We start from the raw sequence: 20341 nt of genomic DNA, 5'->3' as shown, positions 1-20341 counted from the left end.
ACTGATTTTTAAAAGCAATAAAAACAAATAAACCCTATCGTATGAATATAAATGTCGGCCGCATTGTTTTGGTGGTGACCTGTACGCTAACAAGCGCAATAGGGTCAGCTCAGGACGCTACACCATATATGCCTGATAGTTACATACCTGCTCCGAATAACTATATCCGCACCTGGGACGCCAAAATGCCCATGACAGATCCGTCTGCAATGACTGTACGGCCGTTGCGCGACGTGTTGCAAACTACGCAATACGTAGATGGACTTGGTCGCCCCCTGCAGACGGTGATAAAACAGGGGTCCTGGAAAGAAGGAACGAATGAACCTAAAGATCTGGTTACTCCTGTGGATTACGATGAGTTTGGAAGGGAGTCCAGAAAATATATGCCATATGTATCAACGGAAACAAATGGCTTTTTAAAGTTTGCACCCTTTAATGAACAGGCAAATTTCTACAGCGGCAGCATTAGTCCCGTTAACGGACAGGGAGAATTGTATTATTATAGTAAGACAGAGTTCGAGCCTTCACCATTAAACCGGGTACAACGAACTTATGCACCGGGTAATAGTTGGGTGCACGATGGCAAGGGGGCAAAGATCAATTACTGGACGAATACGGCTATCGATGATGTTAAAAAATGGAATGTAACTGATGTGACCGGTGGGTTTGGGACCTACGCTGTATCGGGGGCATATATGGCCAATGAGTTGCGTAAAACCGCTACCGAAGATGAGAATGGTAAACAGGTTATAGAGTTTAAAGACAAGAACGGCAATGTGATCTTAAAGAAAGTACAGTTACTGGAAACTGTAAACGGTGTAGCGGTAAAAGATGATGGTGCAGGTAAAGGATACGATGGCTGGCTGAGTACTTATTATATTTATGATGACCTGAATTTACTGCGTGCGGTGATACAGCCCAAGGGAGTTGAGTTGTGGCGGCAGGGTGGGGCCGGTAATACCCTGAGTACAGATATCTTAAATGAACTGTGTTTCCGGTATGAATATGATGCGCGTAAGCGAATGACCCGTAAAAAAGTACCCGGGGCAGGCGAGGTCTATATGATCTATGATGTACGTGACCGGCTGGTTTTTGCGCAGGATGCCAAATTGCAGGCGACCAATAAATGGATGACCACACTGTACGACAAACTTAACCGGCCTGTTATTACCGGTCTAACCACCTGGACGGGTACAATTGCGGGTTTGCAGGATTACGTCAACAATAATACCCAGGAGTCACCTGTTGAAGGTATGTTGGTTTGGGGCAATCCAATTCCAGGCGGTGCTGCATTTGAGCTGCTGAGTAAAACCGGTTATGATACCTATACTACCATTCCGGCAGGAAGTGGTTTGAATGGGACCATCGATAATGCGTATACCGGTAGTGACTATTTGAATACAGCCTATGGTAGTTTTCCTTATCCCGAACCGGTGACCCAAAACGGTCGAACCCGTGGAATGGTCACCTGGACGCAGACCAATGTGCTGGGCACTAATCAATATCTGTACGCGGTAAACATTTATGATGACAAAGGAAGGGTGGTACAGGTAAAAAGTACAAATAATACCAATGGGGTCGATATTGTAACTACTCAATATAACTTTAGTGGCCAGCAGTTGGTGGCCGTACAAAAGCAGGAGAAAGGGGGAGCTTCCAATCCACAAACCCATATCATAGTTACTAAGAACATATACAATGACCTGGGCCAGATTACATCGGTAACCAAAAAGATCAGCAGCATGATCAATGGAGTAGCCGTAAACAAACCCGAAATAGAAATTCTGAATAACAAGTATGATGCATTGGGGCAATTAATGGAAAAAAACGTTGGTAAGAAAAAAATAAACAGCGTTGACTATTCCATTGAACCACTGCAAAAACTCACCTATGATTATAACATTCGTGGCTGGTTATTGGGTATAAACCGAAATTATTTGTCAACCGAAGGACAAACAACAGACGGTACCCTATTCGGTTTTGAGTTGGGATATGATAAAACCGCCAATAAAGCCGGTGAGCTATTTAAAAAGGGAGCATACAATGGCAATATCACGGGTATGTTATGGAAAAGTGATGGCGATGATATCCGGCGTAAGTATGATTTTATTTATGATAATGCCAACCGGTTGCTGGAGGCTGATTTTACGCAACAAAATGCGGAAGACCATCTGTGGAACAACAGCAAAGTTGATTTTACCGTGAAGATGGGCGATGGTACGCTTGATCCCACAAAAGCCTATGATTTCAATGGCAATATCCTTCGTATGCAGCAGTCGGGCTTGAAAATAACCGGTAGCGCACCGATCGATAACCTTACCTATCATTACTATAAAGGAGAATTAAGTAATAAGCTCATGACCGTAAGTGATGATAAAGGAAGCGGGTTGGGCGACTTTAATGATAAAAATAATACGATAGGTGTCAATGACTACGGCTACGACGCCAATGGAAATATGGTAACGGACCTTAATAAAGGGATAGGGGATGCTTCACTTAACCCAGGCGATAATATGAGCACTCCCGGGCCGATTACCTATAATCACCTGAATCTGCCCGCTACCATTGCTGTAAAGGGCGACAATGGTGTTGATAAAGGGGTTATTAGTTATACCTATGATGCGGCCGGAAACAAGCTGCAGAAAAAGGTAGTGGAGTACAATGTTTCCACAACCTATAACAATCAGCAATATGTTGGTAACGACACGACCATCACCACCTATTTAGGCGGTGCCGTATATGAAACAAAGTCATATCAGCATATGGACCTGAGCAGTCTGGCTTACACCGATAAGTTGCTGTTTATATCGCATGAAGAGGGACGAATGAGATATGTGCCTGCTGACAGTGCAATACTTGCACACTTTGAGTACGACTACTTTTTAAAAGATCATTTGGGTAACGTACGGATGGTGCTCACCGAACAAAATGACCAGCACAATTATGTGGCTACTATGGAGTCCCGCGCCCGTGCCCAGGAGAATCAGTTGTTCGATAACCTGGATGCAAGTCAGTATTCGGCGAGATTAGCTGGTTTTCCAGGTGGTGGGGCCGTGGATCCTAATACGCTGGTCGCCCGTGTGAATGGAAGCACGCAGAAGAAAGGACCGGGCATTGTGTTGAAAGTAATGGCAGGCGATGTGGTTGATGTAGCCGTAAGGTCGTTGTACCACAGTGGGACTACTCAACCAACCGTAGACCTGTTCAATGATGTCCTTGCCTCACTGGCCGGTGGTATTGTATCGGCTTCCGGAGTGGCGAAAGGAACTCTGGCCGATTTAAGTGATCCGGTTAACAGTCCGCTGAAGGGTGCGCTGACAGGGTTCCGCCAGAATAATAACAATGACCTGCCCGGAAAACCCAAAGCTTATCTTAACTGGATTTTGGTGGATGAGCAGTTCAAATATGTAAGTACCTTTCCGCAAAGTGGCGCTATGCCTGTGGGTGCCGAGGAAACGGTTACTACGCTGGGACAAAGCGGTATCAACATCACTAAGAACGGATATTTGTATATTTACGTGAGCAATGAGACGGAGAATTGGAGTGTGTACTTTGACGATCTGGCGGTAACGCATCATACGGGGCCATTAATGGAGGAAACGCATTACTATCCGTTTGGGTTAACGATGGCGGGGATAAGTTCGAAGGCAGTGGGAAGCCTGGAGAATAAATATAAATACAATGGCAAGGAGAAACAGGATAAAGAGTTCAGTGATGGCGGTGGATTGGAATGGTACGACTATGGGGCGAGGATGTATGATGCGCAGATAGGAAGGTGGAATGTGGTGGATCCTTTGGCTGATACAATGCGTAGGTTTTCGCCATACAATTACTGTTTTGACAATCCGATCAGATTTGTTGATCCTGATGGAATGGAAGTTGAGTCAATACACATTGATCCATCAGGAAAAGTTTTAAACAATATCAATGACGGGGATAACAGTGTATTTGTGCACGCAGCTGGGACTACAACAAACGATGTAGAAAAAAAATATACCCAAAGTGATCATAGTGCAGGCGGCCAAAAGATCGGTGAAATTGGTGGAACTATTCGGGCAGATGGAATTATTAAAAATATCCTTGCTCAGAATGGTAAGTATGCTGATGCGATGAGTTTGGAATTGTGGGCTAATACGGTAAAAAAAGGGGGGGACTGGGATTATAAAGACAATGAAAAAACCATATTTGGTATAGCCTGGAAACATGATGTGGATGATCATACAGCGAACAGTTCAAAAGAAACTAAATTTATGTATGGAGATTATTCTATGAACGCTGCTGACTTTGGTAATTATAATGCCGGATTTACAGGGCGGCATGCGGAAATTGGAAGTTTAATTCAATACGAAGGTGCAGGCCTTGTTGAAATGATTAAAAACGGGCAGTATTTGAAGATGCTGTTCCCCGGTACATATTTATGGCCACCTTTTGGCGACAAAGAAAGGGATTACAACTGGAATAGAACTGGAATACGGGATGCTAAAAATAGTATTACCCAACCCTTCCGTGGAATTAACATTTCTAACAGTATGCATTATCGTTTATGGTAAAACATATTAATTGCAGGAGGCAGGGATGGGCAATAACTGCAGTAATCATTCTTTTTGGGGTGATTTTAATTATTAGCTGCATTGATAAGAAAAGCAAAAAGGAATTATTTGTTAAGAGATCTGTTTGTAATAATATTTGGCGGGAAAAATATTTAGTTTCTTCAGGAGGAGCCCATTCTGCCGAGTTGTATTCTGACTATATCACAGACTCTGTTAATTTTAGAGTTTATATAGGAAGCCATGATGAATATGGTGGTTTTGATTATAATTGTAATGGCGATTCCTTGTTTGTTAGAAAGGTTATGAATAACGACGATGGAAGTGCCTCAATTATTGATAGCTCAATTTTTCGTTTGTCCGTGTTACGGAAAGAACACAAATTCGAGTAAGCTTTTGAATTAGGATCGATTTACAATATGGTTCTTAAGGCCGCCCTTCGGAGCAGTTTTTTCTCACCCTTCCTTGGTGCAAGCGTTCGCTTGTGTCATTGAGTTATTAAGCTGTTTATTTATTTGAATCTTGTGGTATGAGCCGGAAATAAAAATTTGGGGACAATGGCAATAAAGCCGCGGCGCTCTGAAGTGCCTTTACTATTTTGAAGCTCCGATACCTGATGGTAAATAATAAAGCTGAATTGTATATTTTGGGCGCTCTGGCGCTCATCGGACTGGTTCTATATTTAAAGGGGCAGTCAGAGCTGTGCCTAATTGAAAAGGATGGCGTGTATGTAGTAGGCTATATACCCGAAGCATCGTCTGTAAAAAATGGCGTTTCGTACACCTGTTACTATAAGTATAATAAAGAGAGTTATCGTGCAAATTATAAAGATATAAGAGGCTTAAAGAAAGGCGACCTGATGTTCTTCAGGATCTCTAGCTCTAAACCCTCAGTCTGGAGAGCTCCAGATATACCGGTGCCACCCTGTATAAAACTGGAGAATATGCCTGACACAGGCTGGAAACAATTATCAAAATGTTCTTAAAATAAATACTGTAGGATCGGGATGCTCCGATCCTACATTTGGCATTTGGTCCTGCTACGCTAAAGCTTTGGCGGGCGAAGCAATAAACAATGGGTATTCCAATATAAAGCAAAACGCTGAAGTTTGATTGTACCAACCAGAAAGCAAGGGAAGCTGCACAAAAAAGATACGAGGAAGCAAGACAAACCTTTATTGAACTACTAAAATCAAAGCCTAATAAAACTAAAGAAGATAAAGTAGCGATAGGTAAAGCGGAAACAGCGATGAATTATGCAAGACGAAAAATGGACAACACTGGAGAAAATCATTTACTAAAAAGTAAAAGGGAGCAATTGATATTATTTTATAATATGGGGACATACACTTTTATCATGGATTACCTTAGCGGTACTTATATCAGTCAAATAGAAGCAATAGATAAGGAACTGGCGAGAGATATTTGGATAAAAAAGCTGGAAGTAAAAGAGATTGAATCTTTTACAATACAGGATAAGGAGGAAATTCTTAGAGATAATTTTTCTAATGAAGAAATAACCCCTATTAAGGGAATGAAGAGTGTTTGGTTTTTTATGGTAAAGACAAAAAGCGGAAATGGTTATGTTAATATTATTAAAACCAAACTGTAAAAATGTTCTCTTTGAAGTTCCAGAACCGTGTTATTTTCAACCGATTAGGGATAATTACAAATAAAAAAGGGCTGAGCACTCATTACATGTTCAGCCCTTTTATTATAACTGAATTTTAAACTTAAAAACTCAATAACTAACGAACTTAATAACTGCAAATTAAGACTGAGGCGTCCCTATACTATTTAAATACACCTCCAAATTCGTATACCCCTCCGTAGTAACCGCATTCCCATCCTTCGCATCCTTTGGATTTAAATTATGATCCTTCTCCCAGTTATCAGGCATGCCATCACCATCAGAATCTTTTAAGGGCTTACCTTGTTTGTAAGTGGCCCAGCCGCCAACGGCCTTTGGACTATCAATAATACCGGCTTTACCATATACGCCTTGTCCGGAAGCGATCTTGTGCTGCACTTCATAAATAACACGGATATCGGTAGAATCACGTTGGGGCAAGGTAGCGCCTGCACCTTCCAGTACCGCTTTATAGGCTTCCTTGGCCACCATGTTATTGGAGAGGCGCATTACGGGAAAAACAGTATCGGATTTTGCCATGGCGCGGCTGCCTTCAGGGAGTTCTGACAGATCAACTCCTTTCCAGTTATTTTGGGTGAGTTCTTTGTTGCCTGCCATATAGTTGCCTGCGATAAACCATTCGCCTACACGATTATCAGGATTTTTAGCGTATAAAGCATGCAGGAATTGCAGGGTATCCGCTGTTGCCGGTCCGGGTTGGTAATAATTGTTTACGATATTCACGTGCGAAACACCACCGGGTATTTTTATATCACCTCCATAACAGGCGTTTTTGCTGCCCCAGTTGTAATTGACATTATCCCGGTAATCAACCAGCGCCAGGGTGTCGTGGGCGCGGGCGCCATTGAAACGTACTACGCGGTTGTTTAAATGGGCAAACAGGTTGTGGTGAAAAGAAGCGTTTTGTCCGCCCCAAACGCCGCCGTATGACCGGTGTCCTTTGTGATGCCCTGCTTCATAAAGCCCTTCGCTTACGATACACCATTGAATGGTGATGTTTTTAGTGTCGTAGGCGGCTACCACTTCTTCATTGGCCCAACTGAACGAGCAGTGGTCGATAATAATATCGTGACAGTTTTCTATGTCGAGCCCATACACACCCAGATAATAATTGCTGCCTGGTCTTGACCGGATGTAACGGATAATGATATTGCCCCGGTTACCGCCTTTGCCTGCCCCATTGATGATAAAGGAATTTCCCTTTAAACAAATGCCATCGCCCGGGGCTGTTTGACCGGCAATGGTTACATTCGATCTTTTCAGTACTATTGGGGTGGTGAGGTCAATGATGCCCGATACCTGGAAAACAACGGTAAGTGGTTCATCGGGGTAAGCGGTGAGGGCCTGCCGTAAACTGCCGGGGCCATCGTCGTGTAAATTGGTAACTGCGGTTACCTTGCCACCTCGGCCGCCGGTTGCATATTTGCCATAACCTTCCGCACCCGGGAAGGCAATTGGCTGGGCTTTAGTATTTTTAAATGCTGAAATAGCAAGCAGGGCAATAAGAGTGATTTTTTTAGGGGTCTGGAAGCGTTTTTTCATGACGGCTTATTTTGAGCAGTATTATAGGGTTAAAATTAGTAAATAAGTCTTAGACGCCATGGAAAACAGTCTTCTTGCGATAAATGTATTACGTACGCTTATATCTTTGCAAAAATTGATGGTGGTGCCAACTTTTTAACCAGGTCGCCCATCTACATTAAAACAACGAGAGTGAAAAAAAGCATCGGAGTTATTTTACTGCTGGTAGGTATGCTGTCTGCCCGGGCGCAAACCAATACAACCGTGCCCGATTCGGCAATGCAACGTATTTATGATCAGGTAAAAACCCCTTATAAATACGGACTGGTGGTGGTACCGGCAGATAATGGTAAAAAACTCGACTGCCCGACCGTTTTTCGCAAGGGAAAAAACTGGTTCATGACCTACGTGATCTTTGATGGCCGCGGGTATGAAACCTGGCTCTCGGAAAGTAAAGACCTGCTGCACTGGACAACAAAAGGCCGGTTGATGTCTTTTTCTGGTGATTCTACCTTGTGGGATGCTAATCAGAAAGCCGGTTATATAGCGTTGCAGGATCTGCAGTTTGGCGGCAGCTACCAATGGCAGCCATACAATAAAAAATACTGGATGTCTTATTTCGGTGGCCGCGAAACCGGTTACGAAGCCGGATTGTTATCGCTCGGTATGGCTTATTCGCCAAAAGCCCCTTCAACGCCCCATGAATTTCAACGGCAGGCACAACCCATTTTAACCTCCAAAGACAGCGATGTGCGGTGGTGGGAGAATAAAAAGCAATTCAAGAGTTCTGTTATCTGGGATAAACAAAAAATTACGGGTCACCCTTTTGTAATGTATTATAATGCCAATGGCGATTCTGCGAAAGACAATAAGAAAACCCGTTGGTTCGAACGCATTGGTATGGCCGTGTCTGATGATATGGTGCATTGGAAACGTTACCTGGATGAACCGGTGATGCACCATCCGGTGGGAATTACCGGCGATGCGGTTATTCAACAGATCGGTAATGTATATGTAATGTTTTACTTTGGCGCCTTCTGGCAGGACCGTAAAGGCGCGTTCAACCGCTTTGCCTGCTCGTATGATCTTGTTCACTGGACCGACTGGCAGGGCGCTAACCTCATAGAATCTTCAACTCCCTACGATGAACGTTTTGCCCATAAATCGTTCGTGGTAAAATATAACGGCGTTGTATACCATTTTTACTGCGGTGTGAATAATAAGGATCAAAGAGGTATTGCGGTAGCAACTTCGAAGGATCTTGGTAAAAGTGAAGTAGAGTTTGTAAAGTAATTAGTAAGACCTGTAAGGTGCGCCATCGGAATCTGAACAAGTAAAATGTTTATGCGCTCCTGACAGGTCGTTTCCGAAACAAGACCTGTCAGGTCCAAATACACTTTCTGATCATGCAAGAACCTGTGATGGACCTTACAGGTCTTGCCCTTGTTAAAAGCATCTAAATGAAAAGATTTTTCTATATTCTGGTATTTGCCTTGTTAAGTAGCTACATCGCCTCTGCCCAACGCACAGTCATCGATTTCAACAACAACTGGAAATTCTGGTTGGGCGATACGTCCATTGCCAAAGAACCTGGTTATAGTGATAATGACTGGCGCGCGCTTAACCTGCCGCACGACTGGAGTATAGAAGGGGAGTTCAGTGAAAAAAATCCGGGTACGCCAAACCAGGCAGCCTTGCCAACCGGCATTGGCTGGTACCGCAAAACATTTACTTTGCCCGCAACGGCCGCCCATCAGAATGTATCTATTGAATTTGATGGCGTATACCGAAACAGCGAAGTGTGGGTGAATGGTCATTACCTGGGCAAACGCCCTAATGGCTATATTTCATTCGGCTATGATATCACTCAATATATTGATTCGGGAGCTGCCCAACAGGTAATTGCCGTTAAAGTAGACAATTCGCTGCAGCCCAATTCGCGCTGGTATACCGGCTCGGGCATTTATCGCAGTGTACGGCTGGTGCTGACCAACAAAATAGCCATCGATCAGTGGGGCACTTTTATTACTACTCCTAATATAAGTAGTAGCATTGCTATGGTCCACATTCAGTCAACCATAAACAACAATTCCGGTCAATTAGGGCATGGAAGCCTGAACACTTATATCTATGATGCATCGGGTAAACTGGTAAGCAAAGGCTACGCCTCGTTGCATGGCGCACCAGGCTGGCCAACGGGTAAAGCGGCCTATACTTATACAGCTGCTATCAATAAACCCATATTATGGTCGGTGGAAAATCCTTATTTATACAAAGCGGTAACCAGGGTGTTGGTGAATGGCAAGGTGGTAGATGAATATGCAACGCAGTTTGGTATTCGCTATTTTGATTTTGATGTACAAAAAGGCTTCTCGCTGAATGGCAAACCAATGAAGATTTTGGGGGTATGTATGCACCACGACCTGGGCGCACTGGGTGCTGCTGTAAATGTGCGGGCCATGGAGCGGCAATTACAGATCCTGAAAGATATGGGATGTAATGCTATTCGGACCTCGCATAATCCGCCTGCACCTGAATGGCTTGACTTATGCGATAAAATGGGTTTCCTGGTGATGGATGAAGCGTTTGATATGTGGCACAAGAAGAAGAACAAGTTCGATTACAACATAGATTTTGACCAATGGCATAAACAAGACCTCGAAGATCAGGTAAAAAGAGACCGCAACCATCCTTCGGTGATCATCTGGAGCATTGGTAACGAGATCCGCGAACAGTTCGATAGCACGGGCATTCCGCTTACCAAAGAACTGGTAAGTATTGTAAAAGCACTCGATACCACAAGACCGGTAACATCGGCCCTTACAGAGACGGACACTACCAAGAACTTTATATACCAGGCCAATGCCCTTGACCTGATGGGCATGAATTACAATCAGCAGTTATATCCTGATTTTCTGCAGAAATATCCCGGGAAGAAATTCCTGGCCACAGAAACCATGTCGGCCCTGGCAAGCCGCGGGCATTATGATCTGCCGGCTGATAGTATGCGGTTCTGGCCATTAAAAGGGCAAAAGTTTGTAGAGAATGGCAATCCGGATTATACCGTTTCCGCCTATGACAATGTAGCGGCGTACTGGGGTTCAACCCATGAACAAACCTGGCGGATCATAAAACAGTATGAATTTTTATCAGGATTGTTTGTATGGTCGGGTTTCGATTTCCTGGGAGAACCGGTGCCCTATCCCTGGCCGGCAAGAAGTTCTTACTATGGAATTATAGATCTCGCGGGTTTTCCTAAGGATGCTTACTATATGTATCAAAGTGAATGGACCAGCAAAACTGTTTTGCATTTGCTGCCCCATTGGAACTGGCAATCGGGCAGGGAAGTGGATGTATGGGCTTATTATAATAATGCCGATGAAGTGGAACTGTACCTGAACAACCGCTCATTGGGCATTCGTAAAAAACAACCGCTTGATTTTCACGTACAATGGCGGGTAAAATACGAGCCCGGAACGTTAAAAGCCGTAAGCCGTAAAAATGGCAAAATAGTTAGTACAAAAACTATCAATACTACGGGAGAACCAGCAAAGCTGGAAATCGTGCCAGATAAAAGAATCCTCCATGCCGACGGAAAAGACCTCTCTTTTATAACCGTTCGGATTGTTGATAAAAATGGCAATTTAGTGCCTGCTGCGGACAATAAAATAACCATAGAAATCGTTGGTATGGGCGCTTTAGCCGGAATGGACAATGGCTACCCCGCCAGTATGGAATCGTTTAAAGCTGCTTCCCACAAGGCTTACAACGGTTTATGCCTCGCCATCATTCAATCAAAAGCGGCAGCGGGATCAATTCAGGTGAAATTTACCTCACCAGGTTTACCACCAGTAAATATTGTACTTCAGACACAATAAAATGGTTTAAAAACTGTTTATGGGCAAACCTTAAGGAATAGTAAAATGTTCCATCATTTTAGTGAAACCTTACATTGTTTACCCATTGGGGCACATGTACCTTTATTCAGTTAAAAGGAATAGTAAGCAGATGACAATGCTAATATTGGTTAAGTGGTCCTGATCTGATCCATTGTATTCTGATGAATTTTGAAACGATTGAGCATATGAAGCGTTTTGCTTGCCCGGTCTTCCTTAGTCGCAAAGTTTGATATGGCATTCTTTATCGCCAGCAATTATCAACAGCGCAATATCCGGTCAAATTAATACTCTCCTTGCGAAATCTTTTCAAATCAACAAGACAGGCTTAGATCCCACATTTTGGAATGTACGTTTCCTGGAACCTGATCCATTGAAAATATATACTGTTTATAGAATACATGGCCCGTTATAAACAATCATAAAAGCTAGTAAGAAATAAAACGCATACTTAACTAAAAAGAAAAAGAACTTTCGGCATTGGGCCGATGGTGTATTTTTCGCTATGTCTATGATGAAACGTACAGGAAGTTTATATGTAGCATTGAAGACGCTTACCATGTTAATGATGGTGCTGTCTGTAAGTCTGGTCTCCGCACAAACAACTACCCCCACACAAACAAAAGAAGAGTACAAAGAAGTAATTGCCAAAAGAGCTGACAAGATCGTTGCAGCGTTAGGTAGTACTGATGCTGTCTTTAATAAAAAGGTATCGGAAATTGTAGCTGATCAGTACATCTCGCTGGGTAGTATACACGATGAGCGTAATGCAAAGATCAAAGCCATCAAAACAAAAGATACTGTATTAACGGCTGATGATAAAGCTGCTATTGACAAGCTGACAGCCGACGCCGACAAGCAACTCGAGAAACTGCACACAAAATACCTGGCTAAATTGTCGAAACAATGCACGCCTGAACAGGTGGAAGGCATTAAAAATGGTATGACCTATAACGTATTGAACGTTACCTTAACGGCGTATCATGAGATGTTGCCTAATTTAACCCCCGAGCAAAATAAGCAAATAGTGGATTGGTTAACCGAAGCGCGTGAGCATGCGATGGATGCAGAATCATCTGATAAAAAGCATGCGTGGTTTGGAAAATACAAAGGTCGTATCAACAATTATTTAGCTAAGGCCGGCGTTGATATGAAGCAGGCAGAGAAAGAATGGATGGAACGGATACGCGAGAAGAAGGAAGCTGCCAAACAAGGTAAATAACTAGCATTCACTAAGTATTTCTCAATAGCAACCGGGAACTGTGTTTAAATAACACGATTCCCCTGTATCATTCACTTATAATTGTATGACAGTCTCGTTAAAACCTAAATCATTCACCCGCAAGAAGATTGCAAAAAGTTTTTTTCAGTCCTAAAAACTAATGCTGTATGAATCTGCAACTAACAAAAAAGTTTTCCCTTTCATTATTCCTGCTGTTGGTAATAACAGTAGGGGGCTTTGCCCAGGCGAGATCTGTAACCGGGCAGGTTACCGATCCCGATGGTAAGCCCGTAGCAGGCGTAACCGTAGTTGTTAAAGGAACGGCCGGCAATGTAATTACCGATAAAGAAGGTAGATACAGAGTAATGGCTACTCCTGAACAATCGATCGTGTTTTCGTCTATTGGTTTCAATACCAAGGAAGTAAAAATAGGTGATCACCCTACTGTAGAGGTAAGCCTTACAAGAAGTGATGCTCAGCTCGATGACGTGATCGTGGTAGGTTACGGTTCTCAAAAGAAAGCCCACCTTACCGCAGCCGTTTCAACCATCAAAACAAAAGAAATTGAAGACCTGCCCGTAGGTAACCTCGGCGCTTCACTGGCCGGCCGCGTGTTGGGCTTGTCTGTAAGCGGTGGTACACAACGTCCGGGTACAAGGGCTGTCCTTACAGTACGTAACCCCATCACTGCAACAAAAGACGGTGGTGGTATTCAGCCATTATATGTAATCGATGGTATGATCCAGGTTACTGGCGATGGTAAAAATGATGATACCCAGTTCAACAACCTGGATCCTTCTGAAGTGGAAAGCGTAACAGTGTTGAAAGACGCTGCTGCTGCTATTTATGGATCCAGAGCGGCTACTGGTGTAATTATCGTAACTACAAAACGTGGTAAAAGCGGTGCGCCTAAATTCACATACAGCGGTTCTTATGCTGTGAATGATGAAACATACCGTACCAAAATGTTGAGTGCCTACGACTATGCCAGATATTATAATATCATGAATGGTCCTAACGGGCAAAACTATACCGGAACTTCACCACAGGATTACTTTTTCTCTGATGATGAGTTAGAGCGTTTCAAGACAACCAACTATGATTGGCTCGATCCTGTTTGGAAACAAGGGCACACCCAACGTCACACTGTAGGTGTTAGTGGTGGTAACGACAGAGCTACTTATTTTGCCAATGCCAGCTATTACAAACAAGATGGTAACATTGGTTTCGTTGATTATAAAAAATATACCTTAAGAGCAGGGTCTGATATCACTGTAGCAAGCGGTTTAAAAACCGGTATTACAGTGGCCGGTAACTTCGACGACCTCAACAGAACATTCAATAAGGTGAACAGTGAAGATGTGGATGATGACTACCGGAACCTGTTGGTGGCTCCCCGCTATATTCCTCCTGTTATAAATAATTTACCAGTTAAATTACCCAGTGCTTCAAATGATAAACTGGGTGCTTATAATTTTTATGAACTGAACAGGTTGCGCAATATTACAGAGACCAAGAACAGGACCCTGATGTTGAACCTGTATGCGGAATATGAACTTCCCTGGGTGAAGGGTTTGAAGGCTAAAGTTACTTATGCAAGAAACTTCAATACTTCAAATGGAACACAGGTGGGAACGAAGTATACTTTGTATGATTATAACCTTACCGGAACAAATCAGCATATTTATGATGACGGTGCTACGGTTAAGAGCAGCGCAGTGTATCAAAATGGTAACCGCCTGTACTACTCTGATGTAAACGGAGAAATGGTACAGACGAACTTTTACCTGACGTATGCGCGTACTTTCGGTCGTCATAACATCAGTGCACTGGTAACTGCTGAAAAAGGTGAGGCCTATTCAACAGAGGCGGATGTATGGAAAGCAGACCCTGTATTAAGTACTACCGGTCAGTTCAGTAGTGCGTTTGGCGCCATCGACGCTAAAACATTAGGCTCTGAATCAGGTACATTGGGGTATATCGGTCGTTTAAACTATGCTTTTGCTGATAAATACCTGTTTGAGTTCCTGTTCCGTACAGATGCTTCTACCCACTTTGCTCCTGAAAATTATTGGGGCCGTTTCTACTCACTGAGTGGCGGTTGGGTAATTTCAAATGAAACGTTCTGGAATTCAAATGCAGTGAACTATTTGAAGATTAGAGCTTCATGGGGTTTACTGGGTAAAGATGATACTCAGGCATGGCAATGGCGCCAGCGTTATACTTTCCAGAATGGTAAAGGTCTTGTACTCGGCGGTCAGGATGCTAACGGTACAACAACCGGTATGAAGATGGAAGCTTCGCCCAATCCTGATGCACACTGGAGTAGTGATGATAAAAAGAACCTGGGTATTGATGCCCGTTTCCTGAATAACCGTTTGTCTTTGACCCTTGAGGGTTTCTTCAACCATTCTACACAAATGCTGATCAATAGAACGGCTTCTATTCCGCTTACTGTAGGTGGTACGGTTGCTGCTGAAAACTGGGCTCGTATGAATGCCTTTGGCTACGAGATCGGATTGGGTTACAATGATCGGGTAGGCAGAGACTTTACTTATGGTGCTAATGTTAACTTCGTTTGGTCTGATAACAAATGGTTGCGTGGTGACTTCACTGATATCTCCATGCAGTCTCCCTGGAACCAAAGAAATGGCGGCTCATCTGACGTTGGTCAATGGGGATATGATGTGCTGGGTATGTTCCACAACCAGGATGAAATTGATGCTTATGTAAATAAAGAAGGGATTAAATCTGTAAACCTCGATAAAGACAATCCGGTATTGGCCAAAAACCTGAAACCAGGTATGTTGTACTATCGCGATGTAAGAGGTCCTTTACAGGCAGACGGTACTTTTGCTGCTCCTGATGGCATTATCGACGCAAACGACCAGGTTCAGTTGAGTAAAAAAGCAAGCAACCACTATGGCTTTGGCGTTACTTTAAAAGCAGGTTACAAAGGCATAACACTGGATGCGGTAATAACCGGTTCATTTGGTGGTTGGAATGAAGTTGATGGTACTGCCAGAAAAGCAATGAAGACATCAACCAGACAGAACTATCAAAGCCGTCCTGAAATATGGAACAACATCTATGATCCTGTGTTGAACCCAACCGGAAGCATGCCTAACCCTTACTGGCAGGCAATCAGCCTTGATCCCAGTTCAACTTTCTGGCAAGTCAGCGCTACGCAAGTGGCTTTGAAAAACATAAATCTGGGTTATTCAATTCCTAAAAAGTATGTAGACAGAATACGCCTGAGCAGTGCACGTGTTGTGCTGACTGCGCTGAACCCATTCATTCTGTACAATCCGTACAGCTGGAAAGGACCGGATGGCGCGTATGATATTTATCCCAATTTGAAAACTTATTCATTGGGTGTGAACCTCGGATTTTAATTTAGGAGATTGTAAATCAGTTTTTGAAAACGAAATGCTTGAAAAAAAATGAAGCGAAATTATAAATTAACAATAGTTGCTGCAGCCTTACTGGCGGGCATCATAGGTTGTAAAAAAGATTTTCTGGAGGAAAAGCGTGACCTGGGTGGTGTAAACGAAGAAGTATTCAAAGATTCTTTGGAAGCGCAGGCGTATGTAGATTATATATATGGTCTGTTTCAACCAGCGGCGGGCCAACCGGCTGCCCTTTGGAACATAGCTACCAATAATACACAGTTCGACCAGGTTACTGAGGAATTACCTGGTGAAGTTACCTGGAATAAAGTATGGGCGAACGTATCTTATGTCAATGCGCAGGCCCTGAACTATTTCGGTACGCCTCCCGGCACCAGTATTGCCAACAATACCTGGACCCGCATGAAGCAGATCAATCTGTTCCTGGATAATATCGATAAATATGGTTTGCCTGAAGGGACAAGAACGAGATTGAAAGGGCAAATGTACTACTGGCGCGCATTCCAGTACTTCGACCTGGTTCGTTTGTATGGTGGTGTTCCATTGGTATTACACTCTCAGGCTGCTGTTGCTGCTGCGGATAATCCGGACTTAAAGGTGCCTCGTAGTTCTACAAGCGAAACTTTTACCCAGATCTATGCCGACCTGGATTCGGCAATCACTATGTTGCCTGCAAAATGGGTTGCAACTGATTGGGGTCGCATTACCAGCGTTGGAGCGCTTGCTTTCAAAGGCCGTGTAGCCCTGACTTATGCAAGTCCTTTGTTTAACCGCAACGATGATGGTGCGCTTTGGCAAAAAGCATATGACATCAATAAAGCGGCTAAAGACTTAGCTGATAAAAGTGGATTTGGTTTATACAAGAGCGGCGTAACTACTGATGGTTCGGCTTTTGAGAATGTATTCCTCAAAGAGTTAGACAATCCTGAGGCATTGATCCTGTATGGTTTCAATACCAATACTTCCGACCAAATTGCTAAAGCAAATGGCTGGGAGAATTCCTGCCGGGCTAAAGAATTCCTGGGTGGCGGCTCGCTCAATGCTACCAAGCAAATGATGGATGCCTTCCCTATGAAGGATGGTAAAAAAATCGATGAACCTGGTAACTATATATATGGGCTGGATTCATTCTATAAAGACAGAGATCCACGTTTTTATAAAACCTTTGCCTATAATGGTGCAAAGTGGCCGTATAAAGAAAATCCAAACGCCCGCGTGTGGACCTACAAATGGTATCCAAAATTTCAGGCTAACACTAAGGATACTGTACTGTCTGGTACTACCGAATTAAAAGGTGCAAACAGCAGTGGTGTATATGTTCGCAAAGCCACTTCACCCAACGCGAGCAATAATACCAACGGAAGTTTTGCGCTCAACGGGCTCGATTATATGGAATTGCGTTACACTGAATTATTGCTGAACCTGGCAGAAGCTGCTGTAGGTATCAATAACCTTGGTGATGCAATGACCTACCTGAAAAATATCAGGGAAAGAGCCGGCATCGAGAACAGAGACGGATCTTATGGCCTGTCTGCTGTAAGTGGTCGCGATCCTATGTTTGCAGCTGTATTGAATGAAAGAAAAATAGAGCTGGCTTATGAAGGAAAACGTTTCTGGGACCTGCGCCGCTGGATGTTGTTCAATAATGATTTCGGTACATGTGCCCGCCTTGGGGTAAAACCTTTGGATGGTACCCGCAGAACCGGAATAAAAATTATTGTATATAAAGACAAAGCAGCCGGTACCTTGTACATTGCTGATGCTAAATCAGATCCATTCTCAAGAACCAATTACACAGCAACTTCCGGTGCGCCGATTTTGGACAGAGATAATACAACTACTTATCCTGCAGGCGTGGCGCCAAATCAGGATAGCTTAGTGAATTACCTGTACAGAAATTATTTTGTAGTAAAAGAAAAAGACGATCTGGAATCAACAGCACAGCCTAACACGATCTGGAATTTCAAATGGTACAATGAGTATTATTTCTTTGGCCTTAACCAGGCAATAATCAATAACTCTCCTTACCTCGAGCAAACAAAAGGTTGGGACGGGTTATATGGACCAGGAACTTTCGATCCGCTTAAATTTTAAATATACAATCAGAGGGCATTCTTGGAATGCCCTCTTTTGTTTTAATCCTATCCTATTCGATGTTCTTTTACACGAAGGAGATTGGAACAAAAGGGTGTTAAAATGCTATATTATTTTTAGTAAGTGCAACTTTTAGATAGCAACTTACCGTCTACAAGCAGGGAGGATGAATAATCCTCCCTGTAGTTTTTTAAGAATAATTGTAAATTGTACCTTTTAAAACTCCCGGCTTAACTTTGGCAACCATGGTTAGGGGAGGCCCGAAAGAAGACCGACAATACAACGTACCTTATTCGGCTATAAAACACACCATGATTTGAAAATTGTTAATGATGAAAATGAAAAAATTTCGCAACCTTCTTTTAGTTTCCGCTGTGGGATTGGCACAGCCGGTATTTGCTCAGTACCCAAAAATTCCTCAGGCTACACAGCGGTGGGCAGATTCATTGATGAGCGCAGAACGCAAACGGTCTGATGAGGCCTGGGACAAAGCATTACCCATTATTGAAAAAGAGGCAAGAGAGGGTAAACCTTATATTCCCTGGGCGGCTCGTCCTTATGATTTGCCCCAGGCAAATATTGTGGCTTTCCCCGGTGCTGAAGGCGGTGGCGCTTACAGCTTCGGCGGTCGTGGTGGTAAAGTGATTGTGGTAACCAGCCTCGAAGACAGAGGCCCCGGTACCTTCCGCGAAGCCTGCGAAACAGGTGGCGCCCGTATCATAGTGTTCAATGTTGCAGGTATCATTCACCTGACAACACCAGTTATTATCCGTGCTCCCTATATTACCATCGAAGGCCAGAGTGCTCCCGGCGATGGCGTATGTATTGCCGGTGAATCAGTATGGCTCAATACCCACGATGTAGTGGTGCGCTTTATGCGTTTCCGTCGTGGTGAAACCAATGTTGGCCGTCGCGACGACGCCATCGGTGGCAACCCTGTTGGTAATATCATGATCGACCACGTATCTGCTTCATGGGGTCTCGATGAGAACATGAGTATGTACCGTCACATGTACAACGACAGCACTGGTGCCATAGAGCAAAAACTGGGAACGGTGAACATCACCATCCAGAACTCGATTTTTGCCGAAGCACTGGATACTTACAACCACTCATTCGGTAGTACCCTGGGTGGCGAAAATTGTACCTTCATGCGCAACATGTGGGCGAACAATACCGGTCGTAACCCATCAGTGGGTTGGAACGGTACCTTCAACTTTGTAAACAACGTTGTATTTAACTGGATGCACCGTTCCAGCGATGGCGGCGACTACCGGGCTATGTACAACTTCATCAATAACTATTACAAACCCGGTCCGGTTACTACCAAAGAGGGTGCTGTGGGCCACCGTTTCCTGAAACCGGAATCAGGCCGCAGCAAACTGAAAACAAAAGTATACGGCCGTGCTTATGTAAGCGGTAACATCATGGAAGGTTATCCTGAGATCACCAAAAACAACTGGGCTGGTGGTGTACAGGTTGAAGAAATGAAAGATGCCGGTGAGTACACTGATTTCATCAAAGTGAACGAACCCCTTCCCATGCCTAAAATAACCATGATCTCTGCTACAGAAGCCTATGGTTATGTAGTGAAAAATGCAGGCGCCCTGTTACCAAAACGCGATGCGGTGGATCTCCGTATTTCAGAGCAGGTAAAAACAGGTAAAATCACTTACAAAGAGGGAGTACCTTTACCTACTACCCAATTTGAACACCGTAAACTGCCTATCGATTCTTACAAATCAGGTATCATTACAGATCCCGTACAAGTGGGCGGTTACCCTGAATACAAAGGCACACCCTATAAAGACAGTGATAACGACGGTATGCCTGATGATTATGAAGTAAAACATGGCCTGAACCCGAAGAATGCAGCCGACGCTTCTCAATACAAAACAAAAGGTGGCTATACAAATATTGAAGAGTATTTGAACAGCCTGGTGCCTATGACCATTGAGAGACCCGAAGTAAGTAAAACAACTACGGCTCAGAAATAAACCA

Annotated in this window: 11 protein-coding genes; 10 read left to right on the top strand and 1 reads right to left on the bottom strand. The window is 43.6% G+C overall.

From position 1 onward, the window contains the following. Positions 1 to 41: 41 nt before the first annotated feature. From BMX95_RS13025 to BMX95_RS13010, 4 genes are all read left to right on the top strand, one after another. A complete protein-coding gene (locus BMX95_RS13025) occupies positions 42 to 4550 on the top strand; it encodes a DUF6443 domain-containing protein (RefSeq protein WP_081204778.1) in 4509 nt (1502 codons plus the stop codon). Beyond that, positions 4544 to 4939 carry a hypothetical protein gene (locus tag BMX95_RS13020; protein WP_081204779.1) on the top strand — a complete coding sequence of 132 codons (396 nt, stop codon included), beginning with the start codon at positions 4544 to 4546 and terminating at the stop codon, positions 4937 to 4939. The genes BMX95_RS13025 and BMX95_RS13020 overlap by 7 nt, the downstream gene beginning before the upstream one ends. A 224-nt stretch (positions 4940 to 5163) precedes the next feature. Beyond that, positions 5164 to 5532 carry a hypothetical protein gene (locus BMX95_RS13015; protein WP_081204780.1) on the top strand — a complete coding sequence of 123 codons (369 nt, stop codon included), beginning with the start codon at positions 5164 to 5166 and terminating at the stop codon, positions 5530 to 5532. Positions 5533 to 5795: 263 nt separating this feature from the next. After that, positions 5796 to 6158, top strand: coding sequence for a hypothetical protein (locus BMX95_RS13010; protein ID WP_133054096.1), 363 nt, complete (start codon positions 5796 to 5798; stop codon positions 6156 to 6158). A gap of 159 nt (positions 6159 to 6317) precedes the next feature. On the opposite strand, the gene BMX95_RS13005 is transcribed toward BMX95_RS13010, so the two are convergent. Then, on the bottom strand, positions 6318 to 7739 hold the full coding sequence (locus BMX95_RS13005) for a hypothetical protein (RefSeq protein WP_081204782.1): 1422 nt from the start codon (positions 7737 to 7739) through the stop codon (positions 6318 to 6320). 171 nt (positions 7740 to 7910) lie between these two features. On the opposite strand from BMX95_RS13005, the gene BMX95_RS13000 reads away from it, so the two are divergent. From BMX95_RS13000 to BMX95_RS12975, 6 genes are all read left to right on the top strand, one after another. Next, positions 7911 to 9011, top strand: coding sequence for a glycoside hydrolase family protein (locus BMX95_RS13000; protein WP_165759123.1), 1101 nt, complete (start codon positions 7911 to 7913; stop codon positions 9009 to 9011). 167 nt (positions 9012 to 9178) lie between these two features. Beyond that, positions 9179 to 11596, top strand: a complete 2418-nt coding sequence (gene galB / locus BMX95_RS12995) for a beta-galactosidase GalB (protein WP_081204784.1) — start codon at positions 9179 to 9181, stop codon at positions 11594 to 11596. Positions 11597 to 12125: 529 nt separating this feature from the next. Beyond that, entirely contained in the window at positions 12126 to 12836 is a 711-nt protein-coding gene (locus BMX95_RS12990) for a DUF3826 domain-containing protein (RefSeq protein WP_165759124.1), read from the top strand. A 167-nt stretch (positions 12837 to 13003) separates the two neighbouring features. Further along, a complete protein-coding gene (locus BMX95_RS12985) occupies positions 13004 to 16231 on the top strand; it encodes a SusC/RagA family TonB-linked outer membrane protein (RefSeq protein ID WP_081204786.1) in 3228 nt (1075 codons plus the stop codon). 48 nt (positions 16232 to 16279) lie between these two features. Beyond that, positions 16280 to 18340 (top strand): RagB/SusD family nutrient uptake outer membrane protein, encoded by a 2061-nt coding sequence (locus BMX95_RS12980; RefSeq protein ID WP_081204787.1) that lies wholly within the window; start codon positions 16280 to 16282, stop codon positions 18338 to 18340. A gap of 338 nt (positions 18341 to 18678) precedes the next feature. Further along, positions 18679 to 20337 (top strand): polysaccharide lyase, encoded by a 1659-nt coding sequence (locus tag BMX95_RS12975; protein WP_394335012.1) that lies wholly within the window; start codon positions 18679 to 18681, stop codon positions 20335 to 20337. Positions 20338 to 20341 lie beyond the last annotated feature (4 nt).

Origin of the sequence: Niastella yeongjuensis (genome assembly GCF_900110245.1) — a bacterium.
Taxonomy (GTDB): Bacteria; Bacteroidota; Bacteroidia; order Chitinophagales; family Chitinophagaceae; genus Niastella; species Niastella yeongjuensis.
Note: the sequence above shows the minus strand (reverse complement) of the source record. Positions and strands in the feature narration are given on the sequence as shown.